At 37.7% G+C, this 25,029-nt stretch carries 22 protein-coding genes and 2 riboswitches; of the genes, 7 read left to right on the forward strand and 15 right to left on the reverse strand.

Annotation, left to right across the window (positions count from 1 at the left end):
• Positions 1-97: 97 nt before the first annotated feature.
• Positions 98-203: riboswitch (SAM riboswitch) on the reverse strand.
• A gap of 182 nt (positions 204-385) precedes the next feature.
• From pckA to MHH51_RS16275, 4 genes are all read left to right on the forward strand, one after another.
• Positions 386-1,972, forward strand: coding sequence for a phosphoenolpyruvate carboxykinase (ATP) (pckA, locus tag MHH51_RS16260; protein WP_156988592.1), 1,587 nt, complete (start codon positions 386-388; stop codon positions 1,970-1,972).
• 172 nt (positions 1,973-2,144) lie between these two features.
• Positions 2,145-3,137 (forward strand): ABC transporter substrate-binding protein, encoded by a 993-nt coding sequence (locus tag MHH51_RS16265; protein ID WP_147211577.1) that lies wholly within the window; start codon positions 2,145-2,147, stop codon positions 3,135-3,137.
• 12 nt (positions 3,138-3,149) lie between these two features.
• Entirely contained in the window at positions 3,150-3,956 is an 807-nt protein-coding gene (locus tag MHH51_RS16270) for an ABC transporter ATP-binding protein (RefSeq protein WP_156988590.1), read from the forward strand.
• A complete protein-coding gene (locus MHH51_RS16275; RefSeq protein WP_147211579.1) occupies positions 3,943-4,734 on the forward strand; it encodes an ABC transporter permease in 792 nt (263 codons plus the stop codon). Before MHH51_RS16270 ends, MHH51_RS16275 begins: the two co-directional genes overlap by 14 nt.
• A gap of 42 nt (positions 4,735-4,776) precedes the next feature.
• Here MHH51_RS16275 and ytkD read toward each other — a convergent pair whose 3' ends face one another.
• The 9 genes from ytkD to MHH51_RS16320 all read right to left on the reverse strand — a co-directional run bounded on the left by ytkD (position 4,777) and on the right by MHH51_RS16320 (position 14,455).
• Entirely contained in the window at positions 4,777-5,247 is a 471-nt protein-coding gene (ytkD, locus tag MHH51_RS16280; protein WP_147211580.1) for an RNA deprotection pyrophosphohydrolase, read from the reverse strand.
• 30 nt (positions 5,248-5,277) lie between these two features.
• Positions 5,278-5,790 (reverse strand): hypothetical protein, encoded by a 513-nt coding sequence (locus tag MHH51_RS16285; RefSeq protein WP_339282520.1) that lies wholly within the window; start codon positions 5,788-5,790, stop codon positions 5,278-5,280.
• Between the two features lie 177 nt (positions 5,791-5,967).
• The gene (locus MHH51_RS16290; protein WP_147211582.1) at positions 5,968-6,282 is read right to left on the reverse strand and encodes a hydrolase; all 315 of its coding nucleotides are present in this window, start codon (positions 6,280-6,282) and stop codon (positions 5,968-5,970) included.
• A gap of 181 nt (positions 6,283-6,463) precedes the next feature.
• A complete protein-coding gene (locus MHH51_RS16295; RefSeq protein WP_339282521.1) occupies positions 6,464-8,017 on the reverse strand; it encodes a mechanosensitive ion channel in 1,554 nt (517 codons plus the stop codon).
• Positions 8,018-8,134: 117 nt separating this feature from the next.
• Entirely contained in the window at positions 8,135-9,571 is a 1,437-nt protein-coding gene (locus MHH51_RS16300) for an o-succinylbenzoate--CoA ligase (protein WP_147211584.1), read from the reverse strand.
• Positions 9,572-9,667: 96 nt separating this feature from the next.
• On the reverse strand, positions 9,668-10,486 hold the full coding sequence (gene menB / locus MHH51_RS16305; RefSeq protein ID WP_147211585.1) for a 1,4-dihydroxy-2-naphthoyl-CoA synthase: 819 nt from the start codon (positions 10,484-10,486) through the stop codon (positions 9,668-9,670).
• A 27-nt stretch (positions 10,487-10,513) separates the two neighbouring features.
• Positions 10,514-11,308 carry a 2-succinyl-6-hydroxy-2,4-cyclohexadiene-1-carboxylate synthase gene (menH, locus tag MHH51_RS16310; RefSeq protein ID WP_307725851.1) on the reverse strand — a complete coding sequence of 265 codons (795 nt, stop codon included), beginning with the start codon at positions 11,306-11,308 and terminating at the stop codon, positions 10,514-10,516.
• The gene (gene menD, locus MHH51_RS16315) at positions 11,305-13,050 is read right to left on the reverse strand and encodes a 2-succinyl-5-enolpyruvyl-6-hydroxy-3-cyclohexene-1-carboxylic-acid synthase (protein WP_339282522.1); all 1,746 of its coding nucleotides are present in this window, start codon (positions 13,048-13,050) and stop codon (positions 11,305-11,307) included. The genes menH and menD overlap by 4 nt, the downstream gene beginning before the upstream one ends.
• 4 nt (positions 13,051-13,054) lie before the next feature.
• Positions 13,055-14,455 carry an isochorismate synthase gene (locus MHH51_RS16320; RefSeq protein WP_339282523.1) on the reverse strand — a complete coding sequence of 467 codons (1,401 nt, stop codon included), beginning with the start codon at positions 14,453-14,455 and terminating at the stop codon, positions 13,055-13,057.
• A 501-nt stretch (positions 14,456-14,956) separates the two neighbouring features.
• Here MHH51_RS16320 and MHH51_RS16325 point away from each other — a divergent pair.
• Positions 14,957-15,892, forward strand: a complete 936-nt coding sequence (locus tag MHH51_RS16325; protein WP_339282524.1) for a 1,4-dihydroxy-2-naphthoate polyprenyltransferase — start codon at positions 14,957-14,959, stop codon at positions 15,890-15,892.
• Between the two features lie 41 nt (positions 15,893-15,933).
• Positions 15,934-16,287 carry a hypothetical protein gene (locus MHH51_RS16330; RefSeq protein WP_339282525.1) on the forward strand — a complete coding sequence of 118 codons (354 nt, stop codon included), beginning with the start codon at positions 15,934-15,936 and terminating at the stop codon, positions 16,285-16,287.
• Between the two features lie 263 nt (positions 16,288-16,550).
• On the opposite strand, the gene MHH51_RS16335 is transcribed toward MHH51_RS16330, so the two are convergent.
• From MHH51_RS16335 to MHH51_RS16350, 4 genes are all read right to left on the reverse strand, one after another.
• Complete coding sequence (locus MHH51_RS16335; RefSeq protein ID WP_339282526.1) at positions 16,551-17,354, reverse strand: alpha/beta hydrolase; 804 nt, start codon at positions 17,352-17,354, stop codon at positions 16,551-16,553.
• Positions 17,355-17,368: 14 nt separating this feature from the next.
• Entirely contained in the window at positions 17,369-18,451 is a 1,083-nt protein-coding gene (locus MHH51_RS16340) for a Gfo/Idh/MocA family oxidoreductase (RefSeq protein ID WP_147211591.1), read from the reverse strand.
• Positions 18,452-18,481: 30 nt separating this feature from the next.
• Entirely contained in the window at positions 18,482-19,300 is an 819-nt protein-coding gene (locus MHH51_RS16345) for a sugar phosphate isomerase/epimerase (RefSeq protein ID WP_156988581.1), read from the reverse strand.
• A gap of 113 nt (positions 19,301-19,413) precedes the next feature.
• Positions 19,414-21,459 carry a glucose PTS transporter subunit IIA gene (locus MHH51_RS16350; protein WP_339282527.1) on the reverse strand — a complete coding sequence of 682 codons (2,046 nt, stop codon included), beginning with the start codon at positions 21,457-21,459 and terminating at the stop codon, positions 19,414-19,416.
• A gap of 486 nt (positions 21,460-21,945) precedes the next feature.
• Between MHH51_RS16350 and MHH51_RS16355 the strand changes: the two genes are divergently transcribed.
• The gene (locus MHH51_RS16355; protein WP_147211594.1) at positions 21,946-22,698 is read left to right on the forward strand and encodes a DeoR/GlpR family DNA-binding transcription regulator; all 753 of its coding nucleotides are present in this window, start codon (positions 21,946-21,948) and stop codon (positions 22,696-22,698) included.
• Between the two features lie 209 nt (positions 22,699-22,907).
• On the opposite strand, the gene MHH51_RS16360 is transcribed toward MHH51_RS16355, so the two are convergent.
• Complete coding sequence (locus MHH51_RS16360; protein WP_147211595.1) at positions 22,908-23,489, reverse strand: ECF transporter S component; 582 nt, start codon at positions 23,487-23,489, stop codon at positions 22,908-22,910.
• Positions 23,490-23,652: 163 nt separating this feature from the next.
• A riboswitch (FMN riboswitch) is annotated at positions 23,653-23,776 on the reverse strand.
• A 91-nt stretch (positions 23,777-23,867) separates the two neighbouring features.
• Complete coding sequence (locus tag MHH51_RS16365) at positions 23,868-24,932, reverse strand: M20/M25/M40 family metallo-hydrolase (protein ID WP_339282528.1); 1,065 nt, start codon at positions 24,930-24,932, stop codon at positions 23,868-23,870.
• Between the last annotated feature and the right edge of the window lie 97 nt (positions 24,933-25,029).

Consider the following 25,029-nt stretch of genomic DNA (forward strand, 5'->3'; position numbering starts at 1 on the left):
TTTTATGCAAACTTTTAATATATTTAAAAAGTCTCCTAAAAACAAAAAAACCTCTCCTTCAAAATACATGAGGAAAGGGAAACATATTGGCCTTTCGCTCTTATTGTTCAAGGAATGATCCTTGCATCAGGTTAGCACCTTTCACATTATGTGAGGTTGCTGGGCTTCATCGGGTCTGTCCCTCCACCATCTCTGAATAAGAGTATCCGTTCAATAATTAGATTAACGAAACAAGCCTCTCCTGTCAACCCAATTACCCTATGTAGCATAAAAAATATTTTTTCATAAAGTAGTATGGACTATTATATTTAATGTGTTATACTAATAAACATATTTTAAGGATAAAATGAATTCTATACCATTAAAAGGAGTGAATAATTGTCTTATGAAAATATTGCGGAGAAGTATTCTGGAGGAGTTCACTTCAACAAATATTTACAGCAACTATTCTGTAGGCCAACTTATTGAAAAAATTATCAATCGTGATGAAGCGAAATTGACAGCTACTGGTGCTATCCGTGCTACCACTGGAAAATATACAGGACGTTCTCCAGAAGATAAATTTATTGTAAAAGATGCCTTATCAGCAGATAAAGTAGACTGGGGAAATGTCAATCAGCCAATTGATGAGGATACCTTCAATCAGCTGCTTGACAAAGTGATTGCATATTTAGATAACAAAGAAGAAATTTTTCATCTCCAGGCCTATGCCGGTGCAGATGAAAAGTATAAACTGCCTATTCAAGTTATTAATGAATATGCTTGGCACAATTTATTTGCAAGACAATTATTTATTCCTATTGAAAAAGAGATGGAGCAATTGCACGAAGCTGATTTTACAGTAATCTCTGCTCCCGGTTTCAAAGCCAATCCTGAAGCAGACGGTACAAATTCAGAAGCATTTGTTTTAATTTCTTTTGAACAGCGCATTGTACTTATTGGAGGAACAGAATATGCAGGAGAGATAAAAAAATCAATCTTCTCTGTAGTTAATTTCCTTCTGCCTGAGCAAGATGTCCTGTCCATGCATTGCTCCTCCAATGTAGGAGAAGAAGGCGATGTAGCTTTATTTTTCGGATTATCCGGAACTGGAAAAACTACACTCTCAGCAGATGTTGACAGACGATTAATCGGAGATGACGAACATGGCTGGAGTGAAGATGGCGTATTCAATATTGAAGGTGGCTGCTATGCAAAATGCATCAATTTATCGGCAGAAAAAGAGCCGCAAATTTTTGATGCTATCCGCTATGGATCTGTTTTAGAAAATGTAGTATTAGATGAAGATACGCGGGTCCCTGACTATGATGATACTTCTTTAACCGAAAACACACGTGCTGCTTACCCATTAGAAAATATTGATAATAGCCTAGAGCCTAGTGTCGCTGGACATCCAAATACCATTATATTCTTGACAGCGGATGCATCAGGAACCTTACCGCCAATCAGTAAACTGACAAAAGAACAGGCAATGTATCATTTCCTGAGTGGATACACCAGTAAGCTGGCTGGAACAGAACGTGGTGTGACAAAGCCTGTTGCAACATTCTCAGCATGCTTCGGTTCTCCATTTTTACCGTTAAATCCGTCAGTATATGCAGAAATGCTTGGAGAAAAAATTGATAAATTTAATGCCAATGTATTTCTTATTAACACAGGCTGGACTGGTGGTGCTTACGGGGTTGGAAACAGAATGAAGCTCTCCTATACCCGGGCAATGGTCCATTCAGCTTTAATTGGTGAACTGAATAACGTGGAAACAACAATAGATGAAATTTTTGGATTAGCCATTCCAAAATCGATTCCAGGTGTTCCAGATGAAGTTCTTGTTCCTAAAAATGCTTGGGAGGATAAAGAAAGCTATGAAACAGAAGCAAAGGTACTGGCTGGCAAATTCCATATGAATTTCGAGAAATTCACAGAAGTAAGTGAAAACATAAGAAAAGCTGGACCACTTTATAAATTAGTATAATCATCTCCTCTATAAAAGGGTAAACTCAAGATAATGAGTTTACCCTTTTTCACTTTTCCTCTCCCTGTAATTATCCGCAGCCTATTTATCCTAATTTATAGGCGTTCACACAATCATCCCGCCAATCATATATTTATAGAAGATGTTCAAGATCAGTTTTTGAGAAAGGAAGATGAAAGTGAGAAAACTTTCCTGTTTCATTTTATTAATAAGCTCTCTTCTTCTAATTAGTGCTTGTAATCAAAATAAAGTGACTAAAATAGATCTTGCGGAAGTAACTCGTTCTATTTTTTATGCACCGCAATATGTCGCTTTAGAAAAAGGCTTTTTTGAAGAAGAGGGGCTGGAGGTGGATTTACAAACAACTTGGGGTGGAGATACAACGATGACAGCACTTTTGTCTGACAGTGCTGATATTGCTCTTGTTGGTTCCGAAACATCTATCTATGTCTATGCTCAGGATTCCAGAGACTATGCTGTGAACTTCGCCCAGTTAACCCAAACGGACGGCACATTTTTAGTAGCCAAAGAAGCAGATGAAGACTTTAATTGGGAGGATTTACGGGACAGCAATTTTCTCGGACAGCGTGTTGGCGGAATGCCGCAAATGGTTGGAGAATATGTCTTGAAGCAGCATGATATTAATCCCCATGAAGATTTAGATTTAGTTCAAAATATTGACTTCGCTAATATTCCAGGTGCTTTTGCCAGTGGTGATTATGAATACGTTCAATTATTTGAACCTACAGCAAGTATTTTTGAAGCAAATGGTCAGGGACACATTATTGCTTCCTTCGGCGAAGAATCTGGTCAGGTCCCATATACCGTCTTCATGGCAAAGGAAAGCTTTTTAGATGAAGAGGAGGAAACTGTTAAAGCATTCACCAGGGCAATTTATAAGGCTCAACAATGGGTGCAGGAGACAGACTCATTAGAAATTGCCAAGGTAGTAGAGCCTTATTTTGAGGATACAGATGTAGAAATGCTCGCAAATGCAATCGAGCGTTATAAACAGCAAGGCTCCTATGCTACATCTCCACTGCTTGAAGAAGCTGCCTGGGAAAATCTGAAAAGCATTATGGATGAGGCCGGTGAACTCCCTGGAGATGCTCCATATGAAGATCTTGTTAACACTGATTATGCTGAGCAAATTATTGAAGAATAAAGGAGGGTAAAGATGTCTTATCTAACATTAGATGGAGTATCTCATTATTACTTCTCCAAAAAGCAGTACACAGAATCATTGCACAATATTTCTTTCTCTGTTAAGAAGAATGAATTTGTTGCTTTACTCGGCCCAAGCGGCTGTGGAAAATCAACATTGCTTTCGATGATTTCTGGAATGCTCCAGCCTGCTGAAGGTGAGATTTTAATAAATAATGAAAAAATAGAGATTAGCGATTTAGAAATTGGCTATATGCTGCAGCAGGATTATTTATTTCCATGGAAAACCATTATAGATAATGTACTCTTAGGACCCCAGATTAGAAAAAGACAGACAAGTGACTTAAAACAAAGAGCAATAGCTCTCCTGGAGGAAGTTGGACTCGAAAATGTGGCTGATAAATATCCAAGTGAATTGTCCGGCGGGATGCGGCAGCGAGCTGCTTTAATAAGAACGCTTATCACGGAGCCGGAAATTCTATTGCTGGATGAACCTTTTTCTGCACTCGATTTTCAGACAAAATTAAAACTGGAAGTATTGGTATCCGATTTACTTAAAGCTTATCAAAAAACGGCTATACTGGTAACACATGATATTGGAGAAGCAATTTCTATGAGCGACCGGATTATTTTAATGTCCTCGAACCCTGGTGCTATTGCTAAAATATACGATGTACCTGTTGAATTAAGGGATGAATCTCCTTTTCTCGCAAGGAAACATCCTAAATATGGACGGCTGTTTGACAAAATCTGGGCTGACCTAGACCAGCAGAAGCATACGGTAAAACCGATAGAGGAGAATGCTTATGAACGGTCCTAAGTTATTTGCAGCTTATCAGCAAAAGTTAAAAAAAGAAGCAAAAATTGTACTGACCTGGCAGCTCTCCATTCTGATTCTTTTTTTCGCCTTTTGGGAAGTAGCCAGCAGATTGTATTGGATTGATCCGCTTTTATTCAGCTCTCCCAGTCGTGTATTCAGCTCTATATGGAGCAGACTTATACAAGGTTCTTTACTAGGCCATATTCAGATTACACTGCTCGAAACCATACTCGGCTTTTTAATAGGTACTATTGCCGGAATCATCATAGCTTCCATGCTTTGGAGTTTTCATCGTTTTTCAAAAGTCATGGATCCTTATCTGGTTGTCTTTAATGCTATGCCAAAGGTTGCACTTGGACCAATACTTATTGTAGCTCTCGGTCCTGGCTATTTATCAATTATTGCGATGGGGTTTATTATTTCTGTTATTGTCACAACCCTTGTCGTGTTTGCAGCTTTCAATGAGGTTGATCAAAATTATTTAAAAGTATTAAGGAGCTTTGATGCAACAAAATGGCAATGCTTTAAAGAAGCTGTCTTTCCCGCTTCCTTACCCGCCATTATCTCCACATTAAAAGTAAACGTCGGGCTTTCCTGGGTAGGGGTTATTGTCGGAGAATATCTAGTTTCCAAACAAGGTTTAGGATATTTAATTATTTACGGTTTTCAGGTGTTTGATTTTACACTCGTTATGTCGAGCCTGGTTATTATCGCTATCCTTGCTGCAATTATGTACAAAACTGTAGAGAAAATTGAGCAATTACTGATAAGAAAATAATCTTCTAAAGTAAAAAGCAGACAGCTAAGTGCTGTCTGCTTTTTACACATATGTTTTTTTAATCCGGAGCATGCAGGATTCTAACACTGCATCCTTCATAATAAAACTATAATTTGATTTTCTTTTTACATTCGCCGGTACCTCTCTAAGTAATACCGGCCCGTTTGTTTCATAATAGGTGGGCTGCGGCGTAAGTTCATCTATTTCCGCAAAGTAGACGTTCTTAATCACTGTTTCGTATCGCCCGTCCACCTTATACTGACCAATGTAGTGGAGCTTTTTTACTGTCGCTCCTGTTTCCTCCATTACTTCCCGGATAGCTGCTTGTCCGGCTGTTTCCCCAGGTTCTACCTTTCCACCAGGAAACTCTATTCCTCTTTCCTTATGATCTGTTAACAGCCATTTATCTTTATATCGGCAGATGATCCATACATGCTTTGGATTTTTTGAAAATGGATGATCTAAAAAAGATAATTGTACCTTATTATTGTAATAATCTTTAAAAACGTTCACTTCTTCCACTACTTTCCCACGGTGGTGTCATCACTTATAGCTTATATCTTGGATTTTCCAGCCGTTTTGAAGTGTCATCTCCACTACAAGAGTGTAACTTCCTACCATGTCATTTTCATTTTCCTGTACCAGTCGTACGGAATGATTAGATGTATTAATCATATCATATTCATTTTCTTCTTGAAACCATGGCATTGTTTCTGTCGGAAATACATAAACGCCATCTGCTTCTACCCGAAAATAATAATCGACAAACTGCTCAGCTAATTCTGTTGTTAGATATGCTTCAAAGGCCTCCGTCAGTTTCTGTTCTGTCGCATAGTCCTTCAATTTATAAGAATCATCTGCATCCTGCTTCAGGGTATCTAATAATCCATTCATTACACGAATAGTTTCTTCTTTATCAGGTTGTGTTTCTTCTGCCTCTGCAGCAGGTATATCAATTTGATTCTCACCTTGTACAGTAACTTCTCTTGGCGCAGTAATAGAGAAAATAATTGCTATCATTACGGTAAAACAAAGAATTAAAGCGAGTTTTCTCATAGTTAGCACTCCCTGTGGATATCTATGTTTTAATATAATTTTAAAAATCCGGTTCCTCTGAAAGTTAAAAGTCATTTTTAAAATTTTATCTAATATACTGTACCTTTTTATTATACCATCTAAACATTCCTATCATAAAGTACTGTTTTACTTGGTGCTTATTCTCCTTTATAATAATTATTTTCCATCTAATATACCCATAGTTCGGATATGGTTCTTTGTCTGTTCATCTCCTAGATCATACAACGTTTGGTACACGTCCGACATGGTTTCATCATATACATCGTTGGCTGTATCCAGATGATATGGAATAAAAGGAATATGCGAACGTTTATAGGTATCAAAACTTGCTTCATGCATCCCTTCAAATTTTCTGCGCAGCATTAACACCTCATCCGTAGTCGCATAAATAACAAAGTCGTCATTTCCCTGATACGGGATCCGTGAAATTTCTCCTTGTCCGATACTGATAAAATATTTTTGTTTATCCATTTTAATCACCTCCCGTTTATATTCTCCTCAAAAAATAAAAATAAACGAAATATATAAGTTGAAATAAAAGTTTTACCTTCTAGCATTCGCTTCAGAAATACATAAATAAATGATTTCAATTAATCCACTAAAGGAAAAAGCGCATATACCCATTTGAGTACATACGCTTTTTTCGTTTCTATTATTGATAATCTCGACTGTCAGGATTATCTTGATTTTGCTGCTCCTGATTAATGGAAGTACTATCGATGGTTCTGTCAAATTTCTGCAAGTATTTTGCGGCGAAATCTTTTCCTCCCAAACCGAACGCAAGACCAAATGCTAATGCCAATGCAGCAAGAAGTAAAATAAAGGCACTGTTAACGATTGTTGATGCAATACCTAACTGTGAAACCGCCATAAAGGCTGCAAGAATTAAAATACTATACTTCGCAAAACCTGCAAGTGCAGCCGATGCCGGACCATTTAACAGATGCAACAGTAGTTTCTGCACGATGGAAGCAAGTAATAAGGCAACTCCTAAAATAAGCACTGCTGCCAGTACATTCGGCAGATAAGCGGTAATTGCTGTTGCTATTCCTACTAAGAAATCCAGCTGTATCAGATATAGAGCCTGCACAGTTAAGAAGAAAATAATTAAAATCTGTACAACGTATCCGGCAATATAAGATGGTGTCCATTTAGTCTGAACCCCTGCTCTGTTATTGCTAATAGTAGAAACAAATCGATTAAACCCTAATTTAGCAAGATAATCTCCGGCAAATTCTCCAATCAGCTTACCTAACCAGATTCCGACCAATATTAAACCAATTGCAATTAAAATATTCGGCAGCATCTGTACGACGTTGTGCAGCATACCAATTGCCGGTTCTGTGATTCCTGTCAGCTCTAATTGCTCTAAAGCAGAGATGGAGATTGGAATCAAAATTAGAATGAAGACAATGTTTCCGACAAATTTTGCAAAAGATGTTCCTTCAAATAAATTGGACAGCTTTAATTTTTTTATCCATTTTTCTGTACCTGCTGCTTCTAATAAATTCGTCACAATACTGCGGACAATCTTTCCGACAAACCATCCTACTGCAAAAATAAGTACTGCTGCAGCCAGTTTAGGAATAAAGTTTAAAACAGAAGCCAATAAACCGCTGAAAGGTTCAGCTACGCCCTGAATATTTAAAGCCTGCAATACTCCAGGAATAAATAAGAGTAAAATTAGATAGAATGCAAATTTACCGACTGTTTCTGTTGTTTTTCGAATTCCTTCTTCAGAATCTGCAATTCCTAATTTTGTAAATAAACGCTGAATACGTAATTTTCTGCTTCCCTGGACAATAAGCCACTGTACAATTGTTGCAATTACCCAAGCCAGCAGTAATATTAACGCTGCCTTAATCACTGCCGGGATAAAGTTTAAGAACGTTGAAATCAAATCCGATAATGGATTGGCAATCATAGACAGATTAAGGATATTTAAGAATAAGATTAAAGCAACAATCAGCAGTATGTAATAAACTACTTTTGCAATAATCTTTTCCGACTTCACCGCTTCCCCTTTTAACCGGAACCGGTTAAATAATTTGTCATCCCAGTTCTTTTTCTTTAACGCTTTTTCTACCGTATTGCTTACCAGTTTAGCAATTAACCATACGATAAGAAAGACAATAAACGCTATAACTACATTTTGGAGCCCCGTCCAAAAATTTGCTGTAAAATAATCATTCATAAAGTTTTCCATAGATTTATGCTCCCTTCTAAACAGTATATTTAGCGCTTCCCTCCATCAAAAAGAACAAAACCTATGTTATGAAATTGTAATAAAACAGCAAAGAACATGCTCCAAATTGTCATGTATTTAGAGATATTTCTTTAATGCTTGGCGAACCAGTTTATTTGCTGCATTTCTCGGCAGCTGGTCAACAAAATAGACCTCCCTGGGCTGCTTGTAACGTGCTAATTTATTTCTTAAAAATAAGTTTATATCTCTAATTTCTATTTCTCTGTCAGTTACAATAAACGCGATTGGAACTTCTCCCCACTCCATATCTTCTCTCCCGGTTACTCCTGCTTCACGAATCCCATCTATCTGCAGTAATACATTCTCAATTTCTGAGGGGTAAATATTCTCACCGCCGGAAATAATTAAATCGCTGCGGCGGTCCACAACATATAAAAAACCTTCCTCATCGAGGTAGCCCACATCTCCTGTTGCCAGCCAGCCATTATCAAAAGATTTTTTATTTGCTTCCTCTCTGTTGTAATAACCATGTGTTACCATTGGGCCCTTCACAAGAATTTCTCCTGCCTCATTTAGGCCTTGTCCCTGGATTTTTAATTGTGCCGGAAATAATGGTTTACCAGCAGAACCAATTTTACGCAATGCATCTCCCGGGCTTAATGTCACAATTTGCGAAGCCGTTTCCGTCATCCCATAGGATTGAAATACAGGAATCTGTTTTTCTTTTGTCTGTAAAAGCAAAGATTCTGGAGCAGGGCCTCCTCCGAGCAGCATACAGCGGAAAGATTCTGGATAGCTTGCTTCTCCAAGATGTCTTATCAGGTGCTGAAGCATCACTGTTACCACAGATGCCATAGTGACCTGCTTATTCATAATAGCATCATGAACATCCTTAACAACGAATTTTTCCAGTAAATAAATAGGCATGCCATAAATAATCCCCTTCAGCATTGTAGACAAACCGCTCACATGAAAAAGAGGCAGGGGGATCAGCCATTTATCATCTTTGTGTATTCCAAAATTCAGACCAGAGCTTGTTGCGCTCCACCAATGATTTTCATATGTATGCTGGACAGCCTTTGGAAACCCGGATGTACCTGATGTATACATCATTGTAAATACATTGGACAGTTCTATTTCTTCTAACAACTGCACTTCCTTCGAAGCTTCCAGCTGCTCAAGCCCTTCAAATGTCAGCTGCTTTATTTCTCTTAAATCAGCTTCCTCAGCTTCTGTAATCAGAATAGTAACCTCAGCATCCAGCATCTGCTGCTTTCTCTCATAAGCTGTTAACCGTTTATTTAATAACACCACAACTACACCTAAATAGCTGCATGCGTGAATCATCTCCATCATTTCAATACTATTTCCCGAGAGAATAGCAACGTGATCTCCTTTTTTGATATTAGCGGATGCAAGCTGTCTTGCTTTTATCCTGCTATTTTCAGCAAGGCTGCTAAAGGTCACTTTTGTTCCATCCCTAAGTTCTACCGCTACTTCATTTGGAGATAAATCGGCTTGTTTATCAAGCCAATGGGGAATAACTGTACTCATTTTTCTTCCTCCATCGTTATTATTGTCTTCTGTGTATTCCTTCCTCTTGCGAAAAGAAACCTTTGCGTTATCTGCAAAGGTTTCTTAAATACAAGCTTAAGGGAATCTAGGAAACTGCTTGAAGTCCGGCTTTCTTTTTTCTTTAAAAGCATCTCTTCCCTCTTTCGCTTCATCCGTAGTGTAGTAAAGAAGCGTTGCATCTCCGCCCAGCTGTTGTAAACCTGCCAAGCCGTCTGTATCTGCATTAAAGGATGCTTTCAAGAAGCGTAATGCCATTGGTGATTTTTCTAAAATTTCCTCACACCATTGTAATGTTTCTTCTTCCAGCTTTTCTAAAGGTACAACTGTATTTACCAAGCCCATCTCATATGCTTCTTCTGCATTATATTGACGGCATAGGTACCAAATTTCACGCGCACGTTTATGTCCTACTAATCGAGCTAAGTAACCTGCGCCATAACCAGCATCAAAGCTTCCTACTTTTGGTCCAGTTTGTCCAAAGATTGCATTGTCAGCTGCAATGGTTAAATCGCAGACAACATGAAGCACATGGCCACCGCCAATTGCATAACCGGATACCATAGCAATAACTGGCTTTGGAATTGTACGGATTAAACGCTGCAGGTCAAGTACATTCAAACGTGGAACTTCATCGCCGCCGACATAGCCTCCATGCCCACGCACTGACTGGTCTCCACCAGAACAGAATGCTTTATCTCCTTCTCCGGCTAAAACAATCACACCAATAGAAGAATCATCTCTGGCTTCCGTAAAAGCATCAATCATTTCTTTTACAGTATTAGGAGTAAATGCATTACGTTTTTCAGGACGATTAATCGTTACCTTTGCAACTCCGTTATATTTTTCATAAATAATTTCTTCATAGTTCTTTACTTTTTGCCATTCAACTGACATGTTAATGACTCCTTTCAAGCTCAAGGCTTATGTAATAATATAATTTTCACCTAAGAACACATTTACCATTTTACCAAAGTTTCGTGATTTTTCCACATGAACAGCATGTCCGGCTTCTGGATAAATGCTAAATTCTGCATGTTGAATTTCCTTTTGCATCATTTTATTTATCTCAACAAACTTTTCATCTTCTTCACCAGCAATTAATAAAGTTGGTTTCGAAAGCTTTGGCAACCCCTCCCACCATGAGGGCTGCACTCCGGTTCCCATAGTATGAAGGGACATTGCTAAGCCCTCTTTATCTTGAGAAAGACGTTCGTTTCTGATTTGTGTTTGTGCAGCTTCCGGCAGCCGTTTTTGCGTTGCGAACAAAGGAAGCTCCTGCCACATATTTACAAAATCCTTTACTCCATAATCTAAAATACGCTGCGCAAGCTTTTCATCCTTTTCTCTTCGGACAAAACGTGCTGCCTCTTCCTTTAATCCTGGAGAGGAGCTCTCTAAAATAAGGGAAGAAACATAATCCGAATAATACATTGCAAAGCTTAACGCTGTTCTTCCTCCCATAGAGTAGCCAATGATATGTGTTTTATTTATTCCTAATTTATCTAACAGATCTATGAGTAAGGAACAGCAATCCTTCATAGAAGAAATTTTTGTGTTTGTTTTCCCATGACCAGGCAAATCAACTAAAATACATTGGTAATTTGTTAAATAGGAGCAGACCTCTCTCCAAGTCTCACGCGTTCCTGTAAATCCATGCAATAACAGTACAGGCTCTCCCTTACCAATAATTTCGTATTGTAAGCCGTCTGAACTCATTGCCATCCCTCTTTTATTTCTTTCATAATCCGGTCCCATTTCTCCCTATGCCAGGCAGCATTTTCAACACGGTTTGTTCTTACTTCAATGATGGATAAACCATTATTCTCATAACTTTGCTTCAGCTGCATTTTTAATTCACTTTCTGTGGAAGCAACCGTATAATCAGCTCCATATAACTCCCCAGCCTTTTCAAAAGGTAAATCAACTGGTGTGCCAAAAAGCGCTTCAAAATGCTTCTTATCATTTGCTTGTGGAAGGAAAGAAAAAATTCCACCACCATTATTATTCACGAGTACAATTGTGATTGGAAGCTGATATTGCTTTGCTGCCAGCAGTCCATTCATATCATGGAAAAAGGATAAGTCGCCAATAAGCAATGTAACACGCTCTCCGGAGGCGGCTGCTCCCACAGCACTTGAAGTCACTCCATCAATACCATTTGCACCACGATTGCACAGAATCGAAACATTTTTCGAGGTCGTCATAAAAAAGCTGTCCACATCACGGATAGACATGCTGTTCCCTACGTACAGAGCTGTATGATTCGGAATGACATCTGCTATTCCCCGAACTGCTTCTCCTTCTGTAACCTGTGCTTCTTCACCTGATAATAAATGCTGTTTGGCAATTTGATTGTATTTCAGCCACTCACTCAGCCACTCATCATTATTCTGCTTATCTGATGAAATTTCTATCAGCTGATTACATACCTGCTTCGGATCAGCATAAATATAAACTGTATCATTACCTGATGGATCACGGAAACCTTCATTCTCCTCCACAATAAATTGTGGAATATGTCCATGCTCTTTTATAAAGAATAAATATGCTTTCGATACGGGCATCGCTCCAAAGCGGATAATATAATCTGGTTTCAGCCGCTTACGAATATCCGAATCTCGTAAGAAAGCATCATACCCTTCTATCACCTGAGTTTTATTATGTGCGCCTGTCCTCACTTGTGATAACGGATCAGCCAGGACAGGAATATTCCAATGATGTGCTAACTGGCACACATTTTCTGCAAAATCTGTATCCAGCTGTGGACCACACACAAGAAGACCCCTTTGAGAAGAACCAAAAAGTTCTGTAAGCTCCCTTACATTTTCAGCAGCTAAATATTTCACGCCTTCCATTCTACTTATTCCGGAAGTATTTTCATTTCTTTTCGTCCCCCAAATATCCGGAAGCGAAAGATCAGGTGTAAGTGGTTCCCGAAATGGAAAATTCACCTGCACAGGGCCCTTATTTCCCTGCTCTGTATAGGCAAAGGCCTGCGCTGCTTTTTGGCGGGAGTACCTGAGCATTTGTGTTGATCCTTCTGGTATCGCCATTTCATGAAACCATTTCACGTAGTCTCCGTACATTTTAATTTGCTCAATTGCTTGAGGAGCACCAACCTGGCGTAATTCGTGCGGACGGTCTGCTGTCAATACCAGCAATGGAACCCTGCTGTAAAAAGCCTCTACAACAGCGGGATAATAATTCGCAGCAGCTGTTCCTGATGTACACACTAAAGCTACTGGACGATTTGATTTTTTCGCTAAGCCCAGTGCAAAAAAGGCTGCTGACCGTTCATCGATTACAATCCATTCTTTAATAAATGGATGTTCAGAAAATATAAGTGCTAAAGGAGTAGACCTGGAGCCGGGGGAAATAATAACATCTGTCATTCCATTCTTCACCAGCTCATCAACAAAGTTTGCAGTATAACGTGTTAAACTTTCCGTATAATTCATTTCTCTAATCCACTCCTAAAACAGATAACATCGGCATTAATTTAATCTTAGTTTCTTCATATTCACTCTCAGGAACAGAATCTTCTACAATTCCGCATCCAGCAAACAGTGAGGCTTCATTCTGTTGAACAAGTGCAGAACGTAGGGCTACAGCAAATTCCCCATGATTATTACTGTCCATCCAGCCAATAGGGGCTCCATACCAGCCCCGGTCCAATAATTCATTATCACGGATAAATGCTAAAGCATCTTGTCTAGGTGTTCCTCCAAGTGCGGGCGTTGGATGCAATCCGCTTATAATAGAAAAAATACGATGATCCTCTTTTAACTTTGCCCGCACAGGAGTATATAAATGCTGCAGCGTTTTGTATTGATGGACAACAGGCTCATCAGGAACCACTATATCCGTACAATATGCTTCCATCGTACTGCGAATCATTTGCACAACATAATCATGCTCTTCGCGGTTTTTCGGGTCTTGAAAGAGATTGTTTGCTATTTGCTCATCCTCTTCTATTGTCTCACCTCTTGGCGCCGTTCCAGCCAAACAGGTTGATAACACTTCATCGTCCTTTACCTTTACAAGACGCTCTGGTGTTGCTCCAAGAAAACAATCCTCGCCCATTTCATAACCAAACACATATGAATTGGGCTGTGTACATACAAGACGCTGGAGAATGTCTGGAATGTTTGCTGACTGATTGAAATGTAAACGCACTTCTCTCGCAAGAACAATTTTATCAACTGCAGTTTTTTTCATAACATCCGTAGCTTTTTTAATTGTTTCCTTCCACAGGTCAGGTGCAATTTCCTGTTTACTTTGAACACGTAATACTGATGCATTATGGGGGGAATCCGTATTATCCATCAATGCCTGACGATTATTTTGTAATTCTTCCAATACAGATGAATAAGACTCCCCGGCACGGATGAAACGATTTATAGTAAGGTAATAATTCCCATCCGTGTACGTTAAAATATAACTTGGAATGGAAAAATGACTTTCAGGAAATTTTCCCCATAGTTTTGTCTGAGGCTTTAACGGGTCAAAAGAAAATCCTCCTAATGCCACAACCCCAGTTCCCGATGTATGGTAAGGATTATAGATAACAGCATCATCTAACAAGGCATTCCATTTCTGCTCTACTTGATCATAGCGATATTTAGATATCTCCGCAGTTAATTCAAAAGCATGCCCTGCTCCTGCCAGTTGAAAAATCTCATCTGTACTGGACCAAAATGTCCGTGGGAGCTTCAATACCCCAGCTTTTTCTAAAAATCTATATAAGTTAACTTGATTTATTTTTTCTGTATAGCTAAACAGTTTATCTTTTTGATCTGTGTGAATAGACTGTATGGCAGCTTCTAATTCAACTGTAAACTGTTTTTCTTTTACTTCAATCATGACGATAAACCTCCATAATAGTGCGTGTTCAAAAGTCCGATAAAAAGGACCAAGAAGTTCAAGACGGCGCAGCATTGAGCAACGCTTTTAATAGGTCGAGTAATCGCAGACCTCAACGGAGCGTATGCTTTTAGATACGTGAGTAGTGGAAAAGCAAGCCAACGCAGAAATTCGATATGTCATTTTTGTTGAACTTTTAAACATTCTCTAATAGTTGGACAGGTATTTAATTATCCTTTACTATTTTATGCCCTTTTCTCTACTTTCTCAAGAGAAGCCTTCTAATTCATTCAAATACGTCTTTTTTTCTAATTTTCTGTCGATAAATACTTCATTTTGAAAAATGAAGAAGGAAAACAATATAGAAATAAAAATAGGTATTTGAACTAAAAAAAAGAATTACTTCCTTCTTCTTCCTGTCAATTTTATAAAATAGGTTTGACACGCCCATACCACTTATCTAAAATAAATACGATATGGTTTTTTAGGAGGAAGCAGGTAATGAAAACAAATGATTCAGCTAATATAAAAGAATTGTTAAATGAACGGGAAGGATTCCACAAATGGTGGCGTTTAATCCGGCCCCATACACTTACAGCATCCTTCGTCCCTGTTTTTGTCGGGACAATGATTGCTCTTAATGAAGGAACGATCAACTGGCTGCTATTTTTTGCAATGATGATTGCTTCTATACTTATTCAGGCAGCAACCAATATGTTTAATGAATATTACGATTTTGTACGCGGTTTAGATAATGACCAATCAGTAGGAATCAGCGGATCTATTGTCCGCGACGGGATGCATCCGAAGCGAATCCGTAATATTGCCCTCATTTTTTATGCTATATCCGTTGGGTTTGGTATCTACATTTGTATAGTTTCCAGCTGGTGGATTGCAATTATTGGTTTATTTTGCATGGCAATCGGTTATTTATATACTGGAGGCCCTATTCCCATTTCCTATACGCCTTTTGGAGAATTATTCTCCGGTGTACTGATGGGAACAGTTATTATAGGGATTACGTATTATATTCAAACCTCTTCTATTACAGCGGAAATGATTTGGATTTCCATTCCAATCACAATTTTTATCGGATGCATTAACTTTGCAAACAATATCCGGGATCGCGATGGAGATGAAAAAGGGGGAAGAAAAACAATCGCCGTGCTTATCGGCAGACCAAATTCTGTTAAGCTGCTTGGGATTTTATTTATTGTTGCTTTCTCTATAACAATTATTCTCATTCTTACCGGTATTCTTCCAGCATGGTCCTTCCTTACATTATTAAGCGTCCTGCCGGCAATCGGTGTGATAAAAGGATTCCAAGGAAAAACAAAAGCGATAGAGATGATGCCTGCTATGGCAAAAACAGCAAAAACAAATACGATTTATGGTATGCTTTTAGGTCTCTCTTTATTAATTTCTGGATTGTTGTAAAGCATATGTGCATTCTGACTTAGAAAGGATGACACACAATCATGCAAGCAGAACATTTAACCAAAGAAGATATAGCTCTTTTTAAGAGAAAGCTTTTAGAAATGAAGGAAGAAGCTGAAGATTATACGGAACAGGGAAATAAACAAGAGGATGAGCTGGCTTCTGTCAATAATCATCCAGCTGATTTGGGAACAGAACAATTTGAACAGCAGCGAGATGCCGGCATTGATCAGATGCGGAAAGAAGAGCTGAAGAATATTGAAGATGCCTTACAAAGAATAGAAGACGGCACTTATGGAATCAGCGAACAATCCGGCAAACCTATTCCGAAAGAAAGACTGGAAGTAATGCCTACGGCCAGAATTCTTGTGGATGAAGCTTCGGAAACCAATTAACAATATAAAGAAAATATATCACTTCATGTACAAACAGAGAGAGGGCAACCCTCTCTCTGTTTGTACCTCAATATATTAATTAATGAAGTTTAAACGGTAATGAAGCCTCATCTCCAGCCCGGCTAAATACAGTATTCATTCTCACCAATAAGATAACGCACTTTAAATCAGTCCATATTATCCTCCATCTGCTGCAATAACGACAACAGCATTGGTTTGCACAACACGAATGAATGTTATTTACTTTCTCATCTACTAAACAGCTAGTCTGTGATAAACTTACGAATTTCTGTTACAGTATCCATCTTATGCCTGCTCCCGGAAATAGTTTTCGATGTTATTTCTTTAAAATTTGAATCCGGAATACCAGCATAGAGTGTTTCCGCAAATTCAAGCGGATGCAATGGGTCCTTCTCGGATGCTAAAATCAAAGTTGGAACAGATACAGACTTCCAATCTTTTTTGCTGCTATTAGGACAATCTGATGGAATACAGATTAATTTTGGTGAAGTTTCCTTAGCAAAAGGGTAATCAAATTGTCCTAACAATGTCTTTCCGGCATAACTGGAAATTCCGTTCATTTTTTGATAAATCGCTGTTTGCTTAAATGTCTCTTTATTATTCAAGACAGTATCATCATTCAATATCTGATAAATCGTTCGAAAAGCTTCTTGTATTATCTCTGGCTGAGGCTGATCCTCCCAAGCCGGACGGGAAAGAACTAATTTTTGAATTCCTTTTGGGTAGCGCAAAGCAAAATTCAAAGCCACTCCGGCACCAGTAGAGATTCCACCAATGATAAACCGGTCAATTTTCAAGAAATCGATTAGAGCTTTCACATCATCTGCAAATTGATGGAAACTCAGCTTACCAGTTTCACCGAAATTAATTGTTTTTCCATGAGCCCGAAAATCAATTGTGATACGTCTGATTTGTGGAATTTCATTCAAAATTTCCTGTGTTTGATTTACATCCCCGCCAAGTCCATGAAGAAATATAAAAGGTATTCCTTCGTTGCAATCATCCTGATAATAAAAATGGATCTCGTCAAAATTAAATATAGGCATTCTTTATCTCCTTCCTAAAGGTCTCCAGAAACAGAGTCCACCCGAACCTTTTGACCGATTTCAACCGATTTTTGAACTGCCTGCATAATTTTCATTGTTTCAATACCATCAAAAACAGTTGCACCTCTTCCTTTCTCACCGGTCAATACGGTACGTGCGAAATCTTCAATTTGACGACGATAGAAGTGACCATCCGCAGCAACTGGACGATGGTAACTGTCATCTGAGGCTTTAAAAATTTCCACATCGCTTCCTTTAAAGAACCATGGATTATATGTTTTTGCAATAATTGAGCCATGTTCACCATAAACTTCGAAGCCTTCATGCCAATCCATCCGAACTTGTAAAGTTAAATCTAACTGCCCAACAAACCCATTTTCATATTCTGCTGTTACAAACCATGAATAAGAACCATATTTTTCAGTTAACCAGGCAGTAACTGCAATAATATTTCCACCTAAATAGCGTGCGGTATCAAATAAATGACTTCCATGACCGCGCATATAATAACGGCGCTTGTCCGCTTTCGGATTTCCGGCAGGCTTTTTCGCATTAGGTCCTTCTAAAATAACCGGCTGCACATTATCTGTTGTTGTATAACGATACGTGTTATCACAATACCAAGCTTTTAAAGCCAGCATCTCACCCATTTCCTGATCAATAAAATCCTTAGCTGCTTCAATTCCCGGATCAAAGCGTTTCATGTTTCCTACTTGAACATGCAGATTGGAATTCTTAACATACTCGCCTAATTCTTCAACTTCTTCAATGGACATACCTAAAGGTTTTTCTACTAAAACCGGCTTACCTGCTTGAACTGCTTTAATAGTCATTGGAACATGAAAATTATCTGCAATTCCTATTACAATCGCATCAATTGCCGGGTCAGCCAGCATTTCGTCATAATCGCGATAAAGCCTAGCTGGATGATAGATAGCATCCATTTCATTTAAAAGAAATTCATCCAGGTCACAAATCGCGTAAAGCTCTGCATTACTGGATCTTCTAATAGAATCGAAATGTGCTGCTTGTGAGATTTGTCCTGCTCCTAATACACCGATTTTTACTAGCTTATCTTCTTTTTTAATATTCGTCATCTAACATTCTCCTCTTTCATTTATATCCATTTAAAAGTGCGTACTTTTTAATGCAAAGGCGATATCTTCTTCATCTAATCCATGCATAATCACTGGGCCATCGTAGTATTTTTTTAATTCCTTTAAATATTGATTTAATGGAAGACTGCCTTTACCTATGGGTGCAAATGTAATTTTCCCCTTCGAAACAAGGCAGTCTTTGCAGTGGGCCACTGCAATATACTCACTCAGTTCCTTCAAAGATCTGTTAATTTTATTTTCCAATTGGCCAATATCATCAGTAGTTATAATATTGGCAGCATCAAACAATACTTTTAAATAAGGACTTTGATAGTGATTCATCAATTTCTTGACATCCTCTATCGTACTAATGACATTTGATTGTTCCGGTTCAATTACAATAGTCACTCCATTACGAGAAGCAATATCCAGCATTTCATCTAATGATTCGAACAAATAATTCCAGGCTTTTTTTGTATGGTTTTCAGGATGCGGACTCCAAAAATCCTCCTGATTAAAACTGCCTGTTGAAATAGAAACATATGGCACATTTAGCTTTTTGGCTGACTCTACCACATTTTTAAATCCTTCTATATTTTTTTTCCGTGTCTCGTTATTTAATTCTAGTGTATTATATGTTCCAGAGATAACAGAAATTGAAATCCCTGTCTTTTCACAAGTCTCCTGTATCTGCTCAAGAATTTCATTACTGACTTTTTGGGGCAGGCTGGGCAGCCCTACATTAGCAAAATTAAATTGTACTGTACTAAAACCAAATTCACGAATCTTTATAAACGCTTCTTCTAAGGGATATTTAACAAATACTTTAGAAAAAATTCCTTTTTCCATCAGGTAACCTCCTAATTTATTATATAAATAAAACCTTTTAACAGAGTAAATAATCCAAATAGTAAATAATTGATTAATTTAATTGGAATCATATAAGTTATAATTAATTTCAATTAAAATTTGATCAGGTTTTTTTGACCAGCTTTGATTCTTCCTTGCACTAAAAGTTCAACTTCGTACATTTCTTTGTCCAGATTCGTAAAAATAATTGGTGTAATCAGAGAATAACCTTTATTTCTGATTTGTTCTGCATTGATTTCAGCAATTAAGTCATTTTGATTAACCACATCGCCTTCTTCAACCAGCAGGCGGAAACCTTCTCCTTCTAAATTAACTGTATCCAGACCAATATGAATAAGAACTTCATTACCAAAATTATCGACAATAGATATAGCATGCTTTGTTGGAAATACTCCTACAATTTCCCCTGACACGGGGGCATAGATCACATTATCCTGCAGTTCAATTGCAAAGCCATCCCCCATAGCTCTTGTAGAAAACACCTGATCTGGAACTTCATCAACTGAAATTATTTCTCCGGCTGCAGGAGCTGTGATATCTAAAAGTTTAGCTGGTTCTGATTGAACAGCTTTAGCATTTTTTTCCGTCTCAACAATCGGTTCATAATCATCTCCCCGAAGCTTTGTAAGTACCCCTTCTTTAATTCCAACTGCTGCGTTACCATAGATCACTTGAACGTTTTTACCTAAAATACTTACACCAGAAGCTTCTAATTGATCAGTGAAAATATCTTTATCAACAACTGCAGTATCTGCTACATCCACACGTAATCTGGAATAACATGCATTCACATTACGAATATTTTCTTTGCCGCCTAAACCTTTGATAATATTCGTAATTTGATCGCCATCATAATTTTCGTTAGATTTTTTTATGTTTTTATCTTTGTCTGTCATACGGCCAGGAGTCTTCAGATTGAATTTCACAATTGCAAATCTAAATAAGAAATAATTGATTGCAAAGAAACTCAGTCCAACCGGGATAAGGATCCACCAATGTGTCCGGGTTGTCAGTAAATTAAAGAATGCAAAATCCAGCAATCCTCCTGAGAAGGAAAGTCCTAAATGCGCCCCCAATAGATTCATTGCTGTAAATCCCAGACCGGTAACTACTGCATGAATTAAAAATAGGACAGGAGCAGTAAAGATAAATAGAAATTCTAATGGTTCTGTTACACCTGCGATTAAAGAAGTTAATCCTGCAGATAATAAGATGCCTTTCACTTTAGCTTTTTGTTCTTTTTTCGCTGTATGATACATTGCTAAAGCAATTGCCGGTATAGAGAAAATTTTCAATACAAACAATCCATTCATGAAATTACCAACAGTAATTGGTACGTTATCTGCTAATTGAGAGAAGAAAATCAATTGATCCCCATTGACAACTTGACCTGCGGCATTTGTATATTCTCCAGCTTGTAACCAAAATGTTGGCCACCATACGTGATTCATACCGAATGGAATAGTTAATCTTTCTACAAAACCGAACATAAAACCGGAAAAGCCTGCGTTTAAATTTACGATAAATGTAGACAAATTATTAATTCCGCCTTGAATTGTCGGCCAAATAATAATCATTATAAAACCTAAAAACAAAGCGCTAAAAGCAGTAATTATTGGCACGCTTCTTTTCCCGGCGAAAAATGCTAATGATGTTGGTAACTTAACATCGTGAAATTTATTAAATATAGTTGCTGAAAGCAGCCCAACAATGATACCTCCCAAAACTCCTGTTTGAACGGTTGGAATTCCTAAAATTTCAACATACATATCTGATTCAGCAACCATCTCTGGTGTAATCCCCATTGTTCCGCCAATGGTTACGTTCATAATCAAATAACCTACAATAGCTGATAAAGCTGCTACACCATCATTATTCGTTAATCCGATAGCTACCCCTGCAGCAAAAATCAATGGTAAATTAGCAAAAATAATATTTCCTGTAGCTAATAACACGTTAAAGATATTTTCCATCACTGGATTATCTGCAATAGGCATCATTTCCAAGAAAGCAGAATTTGTAAAAACTGTTCCTAAGGCTAATAACAGTCCTGCAGCTGGTAAAATAGCAATGGGCGTTTGCAATGACGCGCCGATACTCGTCAATTTATTTACAAACTTCATAAGTAGATTTTTCATTTTGTCATCTCCCTAAAAATCTTGTTGATTCGCAGAAATAATTACTATTTTCAAATAATTAAAATTAATAATGCCCATTCTCCTTATAGTTTCTATGACTTCAACCTTTGGTAACGCATACATTAAACTACCCAAGTAAGTCGCACAATCACATTTTTTGATACTGTTGACTTATAAGTTCATGCCTCTTCATACTTTATATCACTTCCTTTTTAATTGTTTTTTATTGAATTGAATTTAATATTATCGTTTTTAATTGATTGTGTCAATAAAAAGGATAAAAAGAAATTGGATATTCGGATATTAGCTGATTATAACTTCACTTATATAGGCCTATCTTTCTATCCAAAAGACAGAGTAACGAACGTCTTTATAATTTCCACAGTCATTAATAGTACTTCTTTATTTATTATGATATAATTATTTTTATAAATAACCCGATATAAACAATCTAATTCAATTAAATACAATAAAAAGGTGATAAATATGCTAAAAAAAGAACGTCATATCTACATATTAGATAAGGTTCAATCCGAGGGAAGAGCATTGGTTTCTGAATTAACGAAGGAACTGAAGGTAAAGGAAGACACTATTCGAAAGGATATGCAGGAGCTGTCGGCAAAAGGATTAATTAAAAGGGTTCATGGCGGGGCATTAAGCATTGTCAATGACAAGGTAGACTTTAACACGAGAATTGATCAAAATGCTAAAGTTAAGGAAGAATTAGTCAAACTCGCTGTTCCCATTCTGGAAAAAGCGGATGTACTTTTTATTGATGGCGGCACCACTAACTTAAAGCTGGCTGAGAAGCTGCCTCAGTCTTATAAAGGGAGAGTATTAACGAATAGCCCTTCAGTGGCTTTTGCCCTAAGCAACCACCCTCATGTACAAATCTATGTTATTGGTGGTGAATTCAATAAGAATTCACACGTTAATACAGGTTCCTTTGCTATTAAAGAAATTGAGAGGATTCACGTAGAATTATGTGTACTTGGTATTTCATCAATTGATTCCAATCTTGGAATTACAGTTCCTCTTTTTGAAGAGTCCCTGCTAAAAAGTCAGTTAATTAAACAAAGTTCTCAAATACTTAGTGTGGTGACCAAAGAAAAGTTAGAAAAAGTCTCTACTTTCTTTGTCGAAAAAAGTAATGCTTTAGATTATCTAGTAACAGAGAAATCTGTACCGGCTAATATCATTGATGCATACAAGCAAAATGGGATAGAAGTCTTGCAATAACATATCCCTTTTAATCTCATGGATAGCTAACTATAGTAAGTCATACCTTTCACCTGATTTCTCAATATAGCACTATTCGTTTGTTTATTTTTCATGCACCAAAATAATTTATTCTCTTTTTATGCACTTTTAAATTAACAATAAGAAAGAGGCCGGATCAAAATTCCGGCCTCTTTCTTATTGTACTCCTTAGTTCTTTTTATATTGTATTATATAAACCTCGTTCGCTGCTGCTGAATCCAGCTCTGCAGCTTATTGAACAATGGGATAAACAAAATTCCGATAAAAATTCCTTTAATTATATTAAATGGCAGCACGCCACCAATAACTGCAATCCATTTCATTTGTTCAGACATTTCCCAGCCCATAAACCAGCCATAAGCAGGTAAAATTAGATAATAATTGAGTACACTCATTCCGACTGCCATAATAACAGTACCTGTTGCCAATCCGCTGACAAGACCTTTTAAACCCTTTATCCGATGATAAATAAGTGAAACCGGTAAAACAATCATTAATCCGGCAACAAAGTTGGATAAAACACCAATTGGCTCTCCAGATCCCGAAACAGCCAAATATAACAAGTTCTTAAATCCAACGACAAGCACTCCTGCCATTGGTGAAAAGATCAAAGATGCAATTAATGCAGGTACATCACTGAAATCCACTTTTAAATAAGGTGTTGGTAAAAACGGAAGTGGAAAATTTAGAAAAAATAAAACAAGAGAGATAGTACTTAATAATGCGATAATAATTAACTTTAGCAGCTGATTTCTTTTCTTCTTTTGCATCAGCTTACCTCCTCCATCATTTTTCCGATTCCAACTCGTGATGAAGGTACGATGCTATTTTTAGCCTGTAAGCAATTAAAAAACCCTAAAGCATAAGGGCTTTAGGGTTTGAGTCATCGCTAAATAAATACACACAAAACATGCGTATGGTTAAAAACAAGCTCGACATCTTCTCCCATCCAGACTATTACTGTCGGTTCTGGAATTACACCAGATCAACTGCATCAACGTACAGCTCGCGGACTATTTCCGCCGGTCGGGAATTACACCCTGCCCCGAAGATTGGAATCGAATATTTAATTACTTTCAGTATACCATAGCATATTCATTTGACAAGAGAAAAGTTTTTAATTCAAAGTAATTTCATATTTCCTTATATCAAACATCATCATGCAATGGATTTAAATCTTCCTTCCCTGTCAGGTTTTCAAGCATCGTTACTAATAATTCAATTTCCTTATCAATATCCTTCTTGCTTACTGTTTCTACTGGTGAATGCATATATCTGAGCGGTAGAGACACTAATGCCACCGGCACTCCTTTCCCTGTGTATCGCATTTTATCGGCATCGGTTCTTGTTGCATCCGGTGTTAATTCATATTGTAAAGGAATTGATTTGTCTTTTGCTGCTTTTTCCAGCCAACGATTGATTTTGTGGTGAATTGGTGCTCCTTTTGCTAAAACAGGGCCGCCTTCTAAATGAACCTCAGCCAGCTTTTTCGGATCAACATTTGGATAATCTGTTGCAAAGGTAACATCAACAGCAATTGCAAAATCGGGCTTTACTCCAGCCGCGGCAAAGTAAGCTCCCCCCATATTTGTCTCTTCGTTCACCGTACTTGCACCGTAAACGCCAATCGACAAATCTTTTCCAGACAGCTTGCGAATTACTTCTGCTACAATGAATGCTCCGGTACGATTATCCAGCCCTCTGGCGGAAATATACCGATCCTGTAATATTTCCGGCTCTGTTTTTAACACACAGAGATCCCCAATCTGAACCTTTTTAAGTGCCTCTGCTTTTGACTGAAATCCACAATCCATATAGAGGTCCTGCACACCGATATCACCTTTGATACCTCCATGATGCTGTGCGTTGACACCGATGACCCCTGTAAGTGTTTCCTGATATCCCAACACTGTCACCCTCATGCCAATAGCTGCTTTCAGATTAATTCCACCCAATTTTTCAAAAAATATAAAACCACGTTCATCAATACGCTGAATAATGAAGCCGATTTCATCACAATGACCTGCTAAAAGAACTTTAAATGGTGCATCTGGATTAACCACTGCAATCGCGTTCCCAACATGATCTGTCCTAATTTCATCGGCATACTCCTTGACATAATTAATCCATTTCTTTTGTATTTCCATTTCCATACTTGATGGAGATGGCGTATGAAGTAAGTCCATTAAAACATCATATTTTGTATCTGCCATGTTATAGCCTCCTATAAATGCTTGTCCAAAAGGACGATGAAAAATTCAAGCCGCCATTTTCATTGTACCTTCTAAACATTCCCTATAAATTCTTCCC

Origin of the sequence: Oceanobacillus sp. FSL K6-3682 (assembly GCF_037976165.1) — a bacterium.
In the GTDB taxonomy this organism is placed as follows: Bacteria; Bacillota; Bacilli; order Bacillales; family Amphibacillaceae; genus Oceanobacillus; species Oceanobacillus sojae.

Excerpts from the sequence above, each read along its gene's own strand:
- MHH51_RS16285 (WP_339282520.1), bottom strand. The coding sequence starts at position 5,790 with ATGAGAAAACTCGCTTTAATTCTTTGTTTTACCGTAATGATAGCAATT.
- MHH51_RS16335 (WP_339282526.1), bottom strand. The coding sequence starts at position 17,354 with ATGCCTATATTTAATTTTGACGAGATCCATTTTTATTATCAGGATGAT.
- MHH51_RS16345 (WP_156988581.1), bottom strand. The coding sequence starts at position 19,300 with ATGGAAAAAGGAATTTTTTCTAAAGTATTTGTTAAATATCCCTTAGAA.
- MHH51_RS16355 (WP_147211594.1), top strand. The coding sequence starts at position 21,946 with ATGCTAAAAAAAGAACGTCATATCTACATATTAGATAAGGTTCAATCC.
- MHH51_RS16275 (WP_147211579.1), top strand. The coding sequence starts at position 3,943 with ATGAACGGTCCTAAGTTATTTGCAGCTTATCAGCAAAAGTTAAAAAAA.
- MHH51_RS16295 (WP_339282521.1), bottom strand. The coding sequence starts at position 8,017 with ATGGAAAACTTTATGAATGATTATTTTACAGCAAATTTTTGGACGGGG.
- MHH51_RS16325 (WP_339282524.1), top strand. The coding sequence starts at position 14,957 with ATGAAAACAAATGATTCAGCTAATATAAAAGAATTGTTAAATGAACGG.
- MHH51_RS16350 (WP_339282527.1), bottom strand. The coding sequence starts at position 21,459 with ATGAAAAATCTACTTATGAAGTTTGTAAATAAATTGACGAGTATCGGC.
- pckA (WP_156988592.1), top strand. The coding sequence starts at position 386 with ATGAAAATATTGCGGAGAAGTATTCTGGAGGAGTTCACTTCAACAAAT.
- MHH51_RS16300 (WP_147211584.1), bottom strand. The coding sequence starts at position 9,571 with ATGAGTACAGTTATTCCCCATTGGCTTGATAAACAAGCCGATTTATCT.
- MHH51_RS16340 (WP_147211591.1), bottom strand. The coding sequence starts at position 18,451 with ATGACGAATATTAAAAAAGAAGATAAGCTAGTAAAAATCGGTGTATTA.
- MHH51_RS16330 (WP_339282525.1), top strand. The coding sequence starts at position 15,934 with ATGCAAGCAGAACATTTAACCAAAGAAGATATAGCTCTTTTTAAGAGA.
- MHH51_RS16365 (WP_339282528.1), bottom strand. The coding sequence starts at position 24,932 with ATGGCAGATACAAAATATGATGTTTTAATGGACTTACTTCATACGCCA.
- MHH51_RS16270 (WP_156988590.1), top strand. The coding sequence starts at position 3,150 with ATGTCTTATCTAACATTAGATGGAGTATCTCATTATTACTTCTCCAAA.
- MHH51_RS16320 (WP_339282523.1), bottom strand. The coding sequence starts at position 14,455 with ATGATTGAAGTAAAAGAAAAACAGTTTACAGTTGAATTAGAAGCTGCC.
- MHH51_RS16265 (WP_147211577.1), top strand. The coding sequence starts at position 2,145 with ATGAAAGTGAGAAAACTTTCCTGTTTCATTTTATTAATAAGCTCTCTT.
- MHH51_RS16290 (WP_147211582.1), bottom strand. The coding sequence starts at position 6,282 with ATGGATAAACAAAAATATTTTATCAGTATCGGACAAGGAGAAATTTCA.
- MHH51_RS16360 (WP_147211595.1), bottom strand. The coding sequence starts at position 23,489 with ATGCAAAAGAAGAAAAGAAATCAGCTGCTAAAGTTAATTATTATCGCA.
- menH (WP_307725851.1), bottom strand. The coding sequence starts at position 11,308 with ATGAGTTCAGACGGCTTACAATACGAAATTATTGGTAAGGGAGAGCCT.
- menD (WP_339282522.1), bottom strand. The coding sequence starts at position 13,050 with ATGAATTATACGGAAAGTTTAACACGTTATACTGCAAACTTTGTTGAT.
- menB (WP_147211585.1), bottom strand. The coding sequence starts at position 10,486 with ATGTCAGTTGAATGGCAAAAAGTAAAGAACTATGAAGAAATTATTTAT.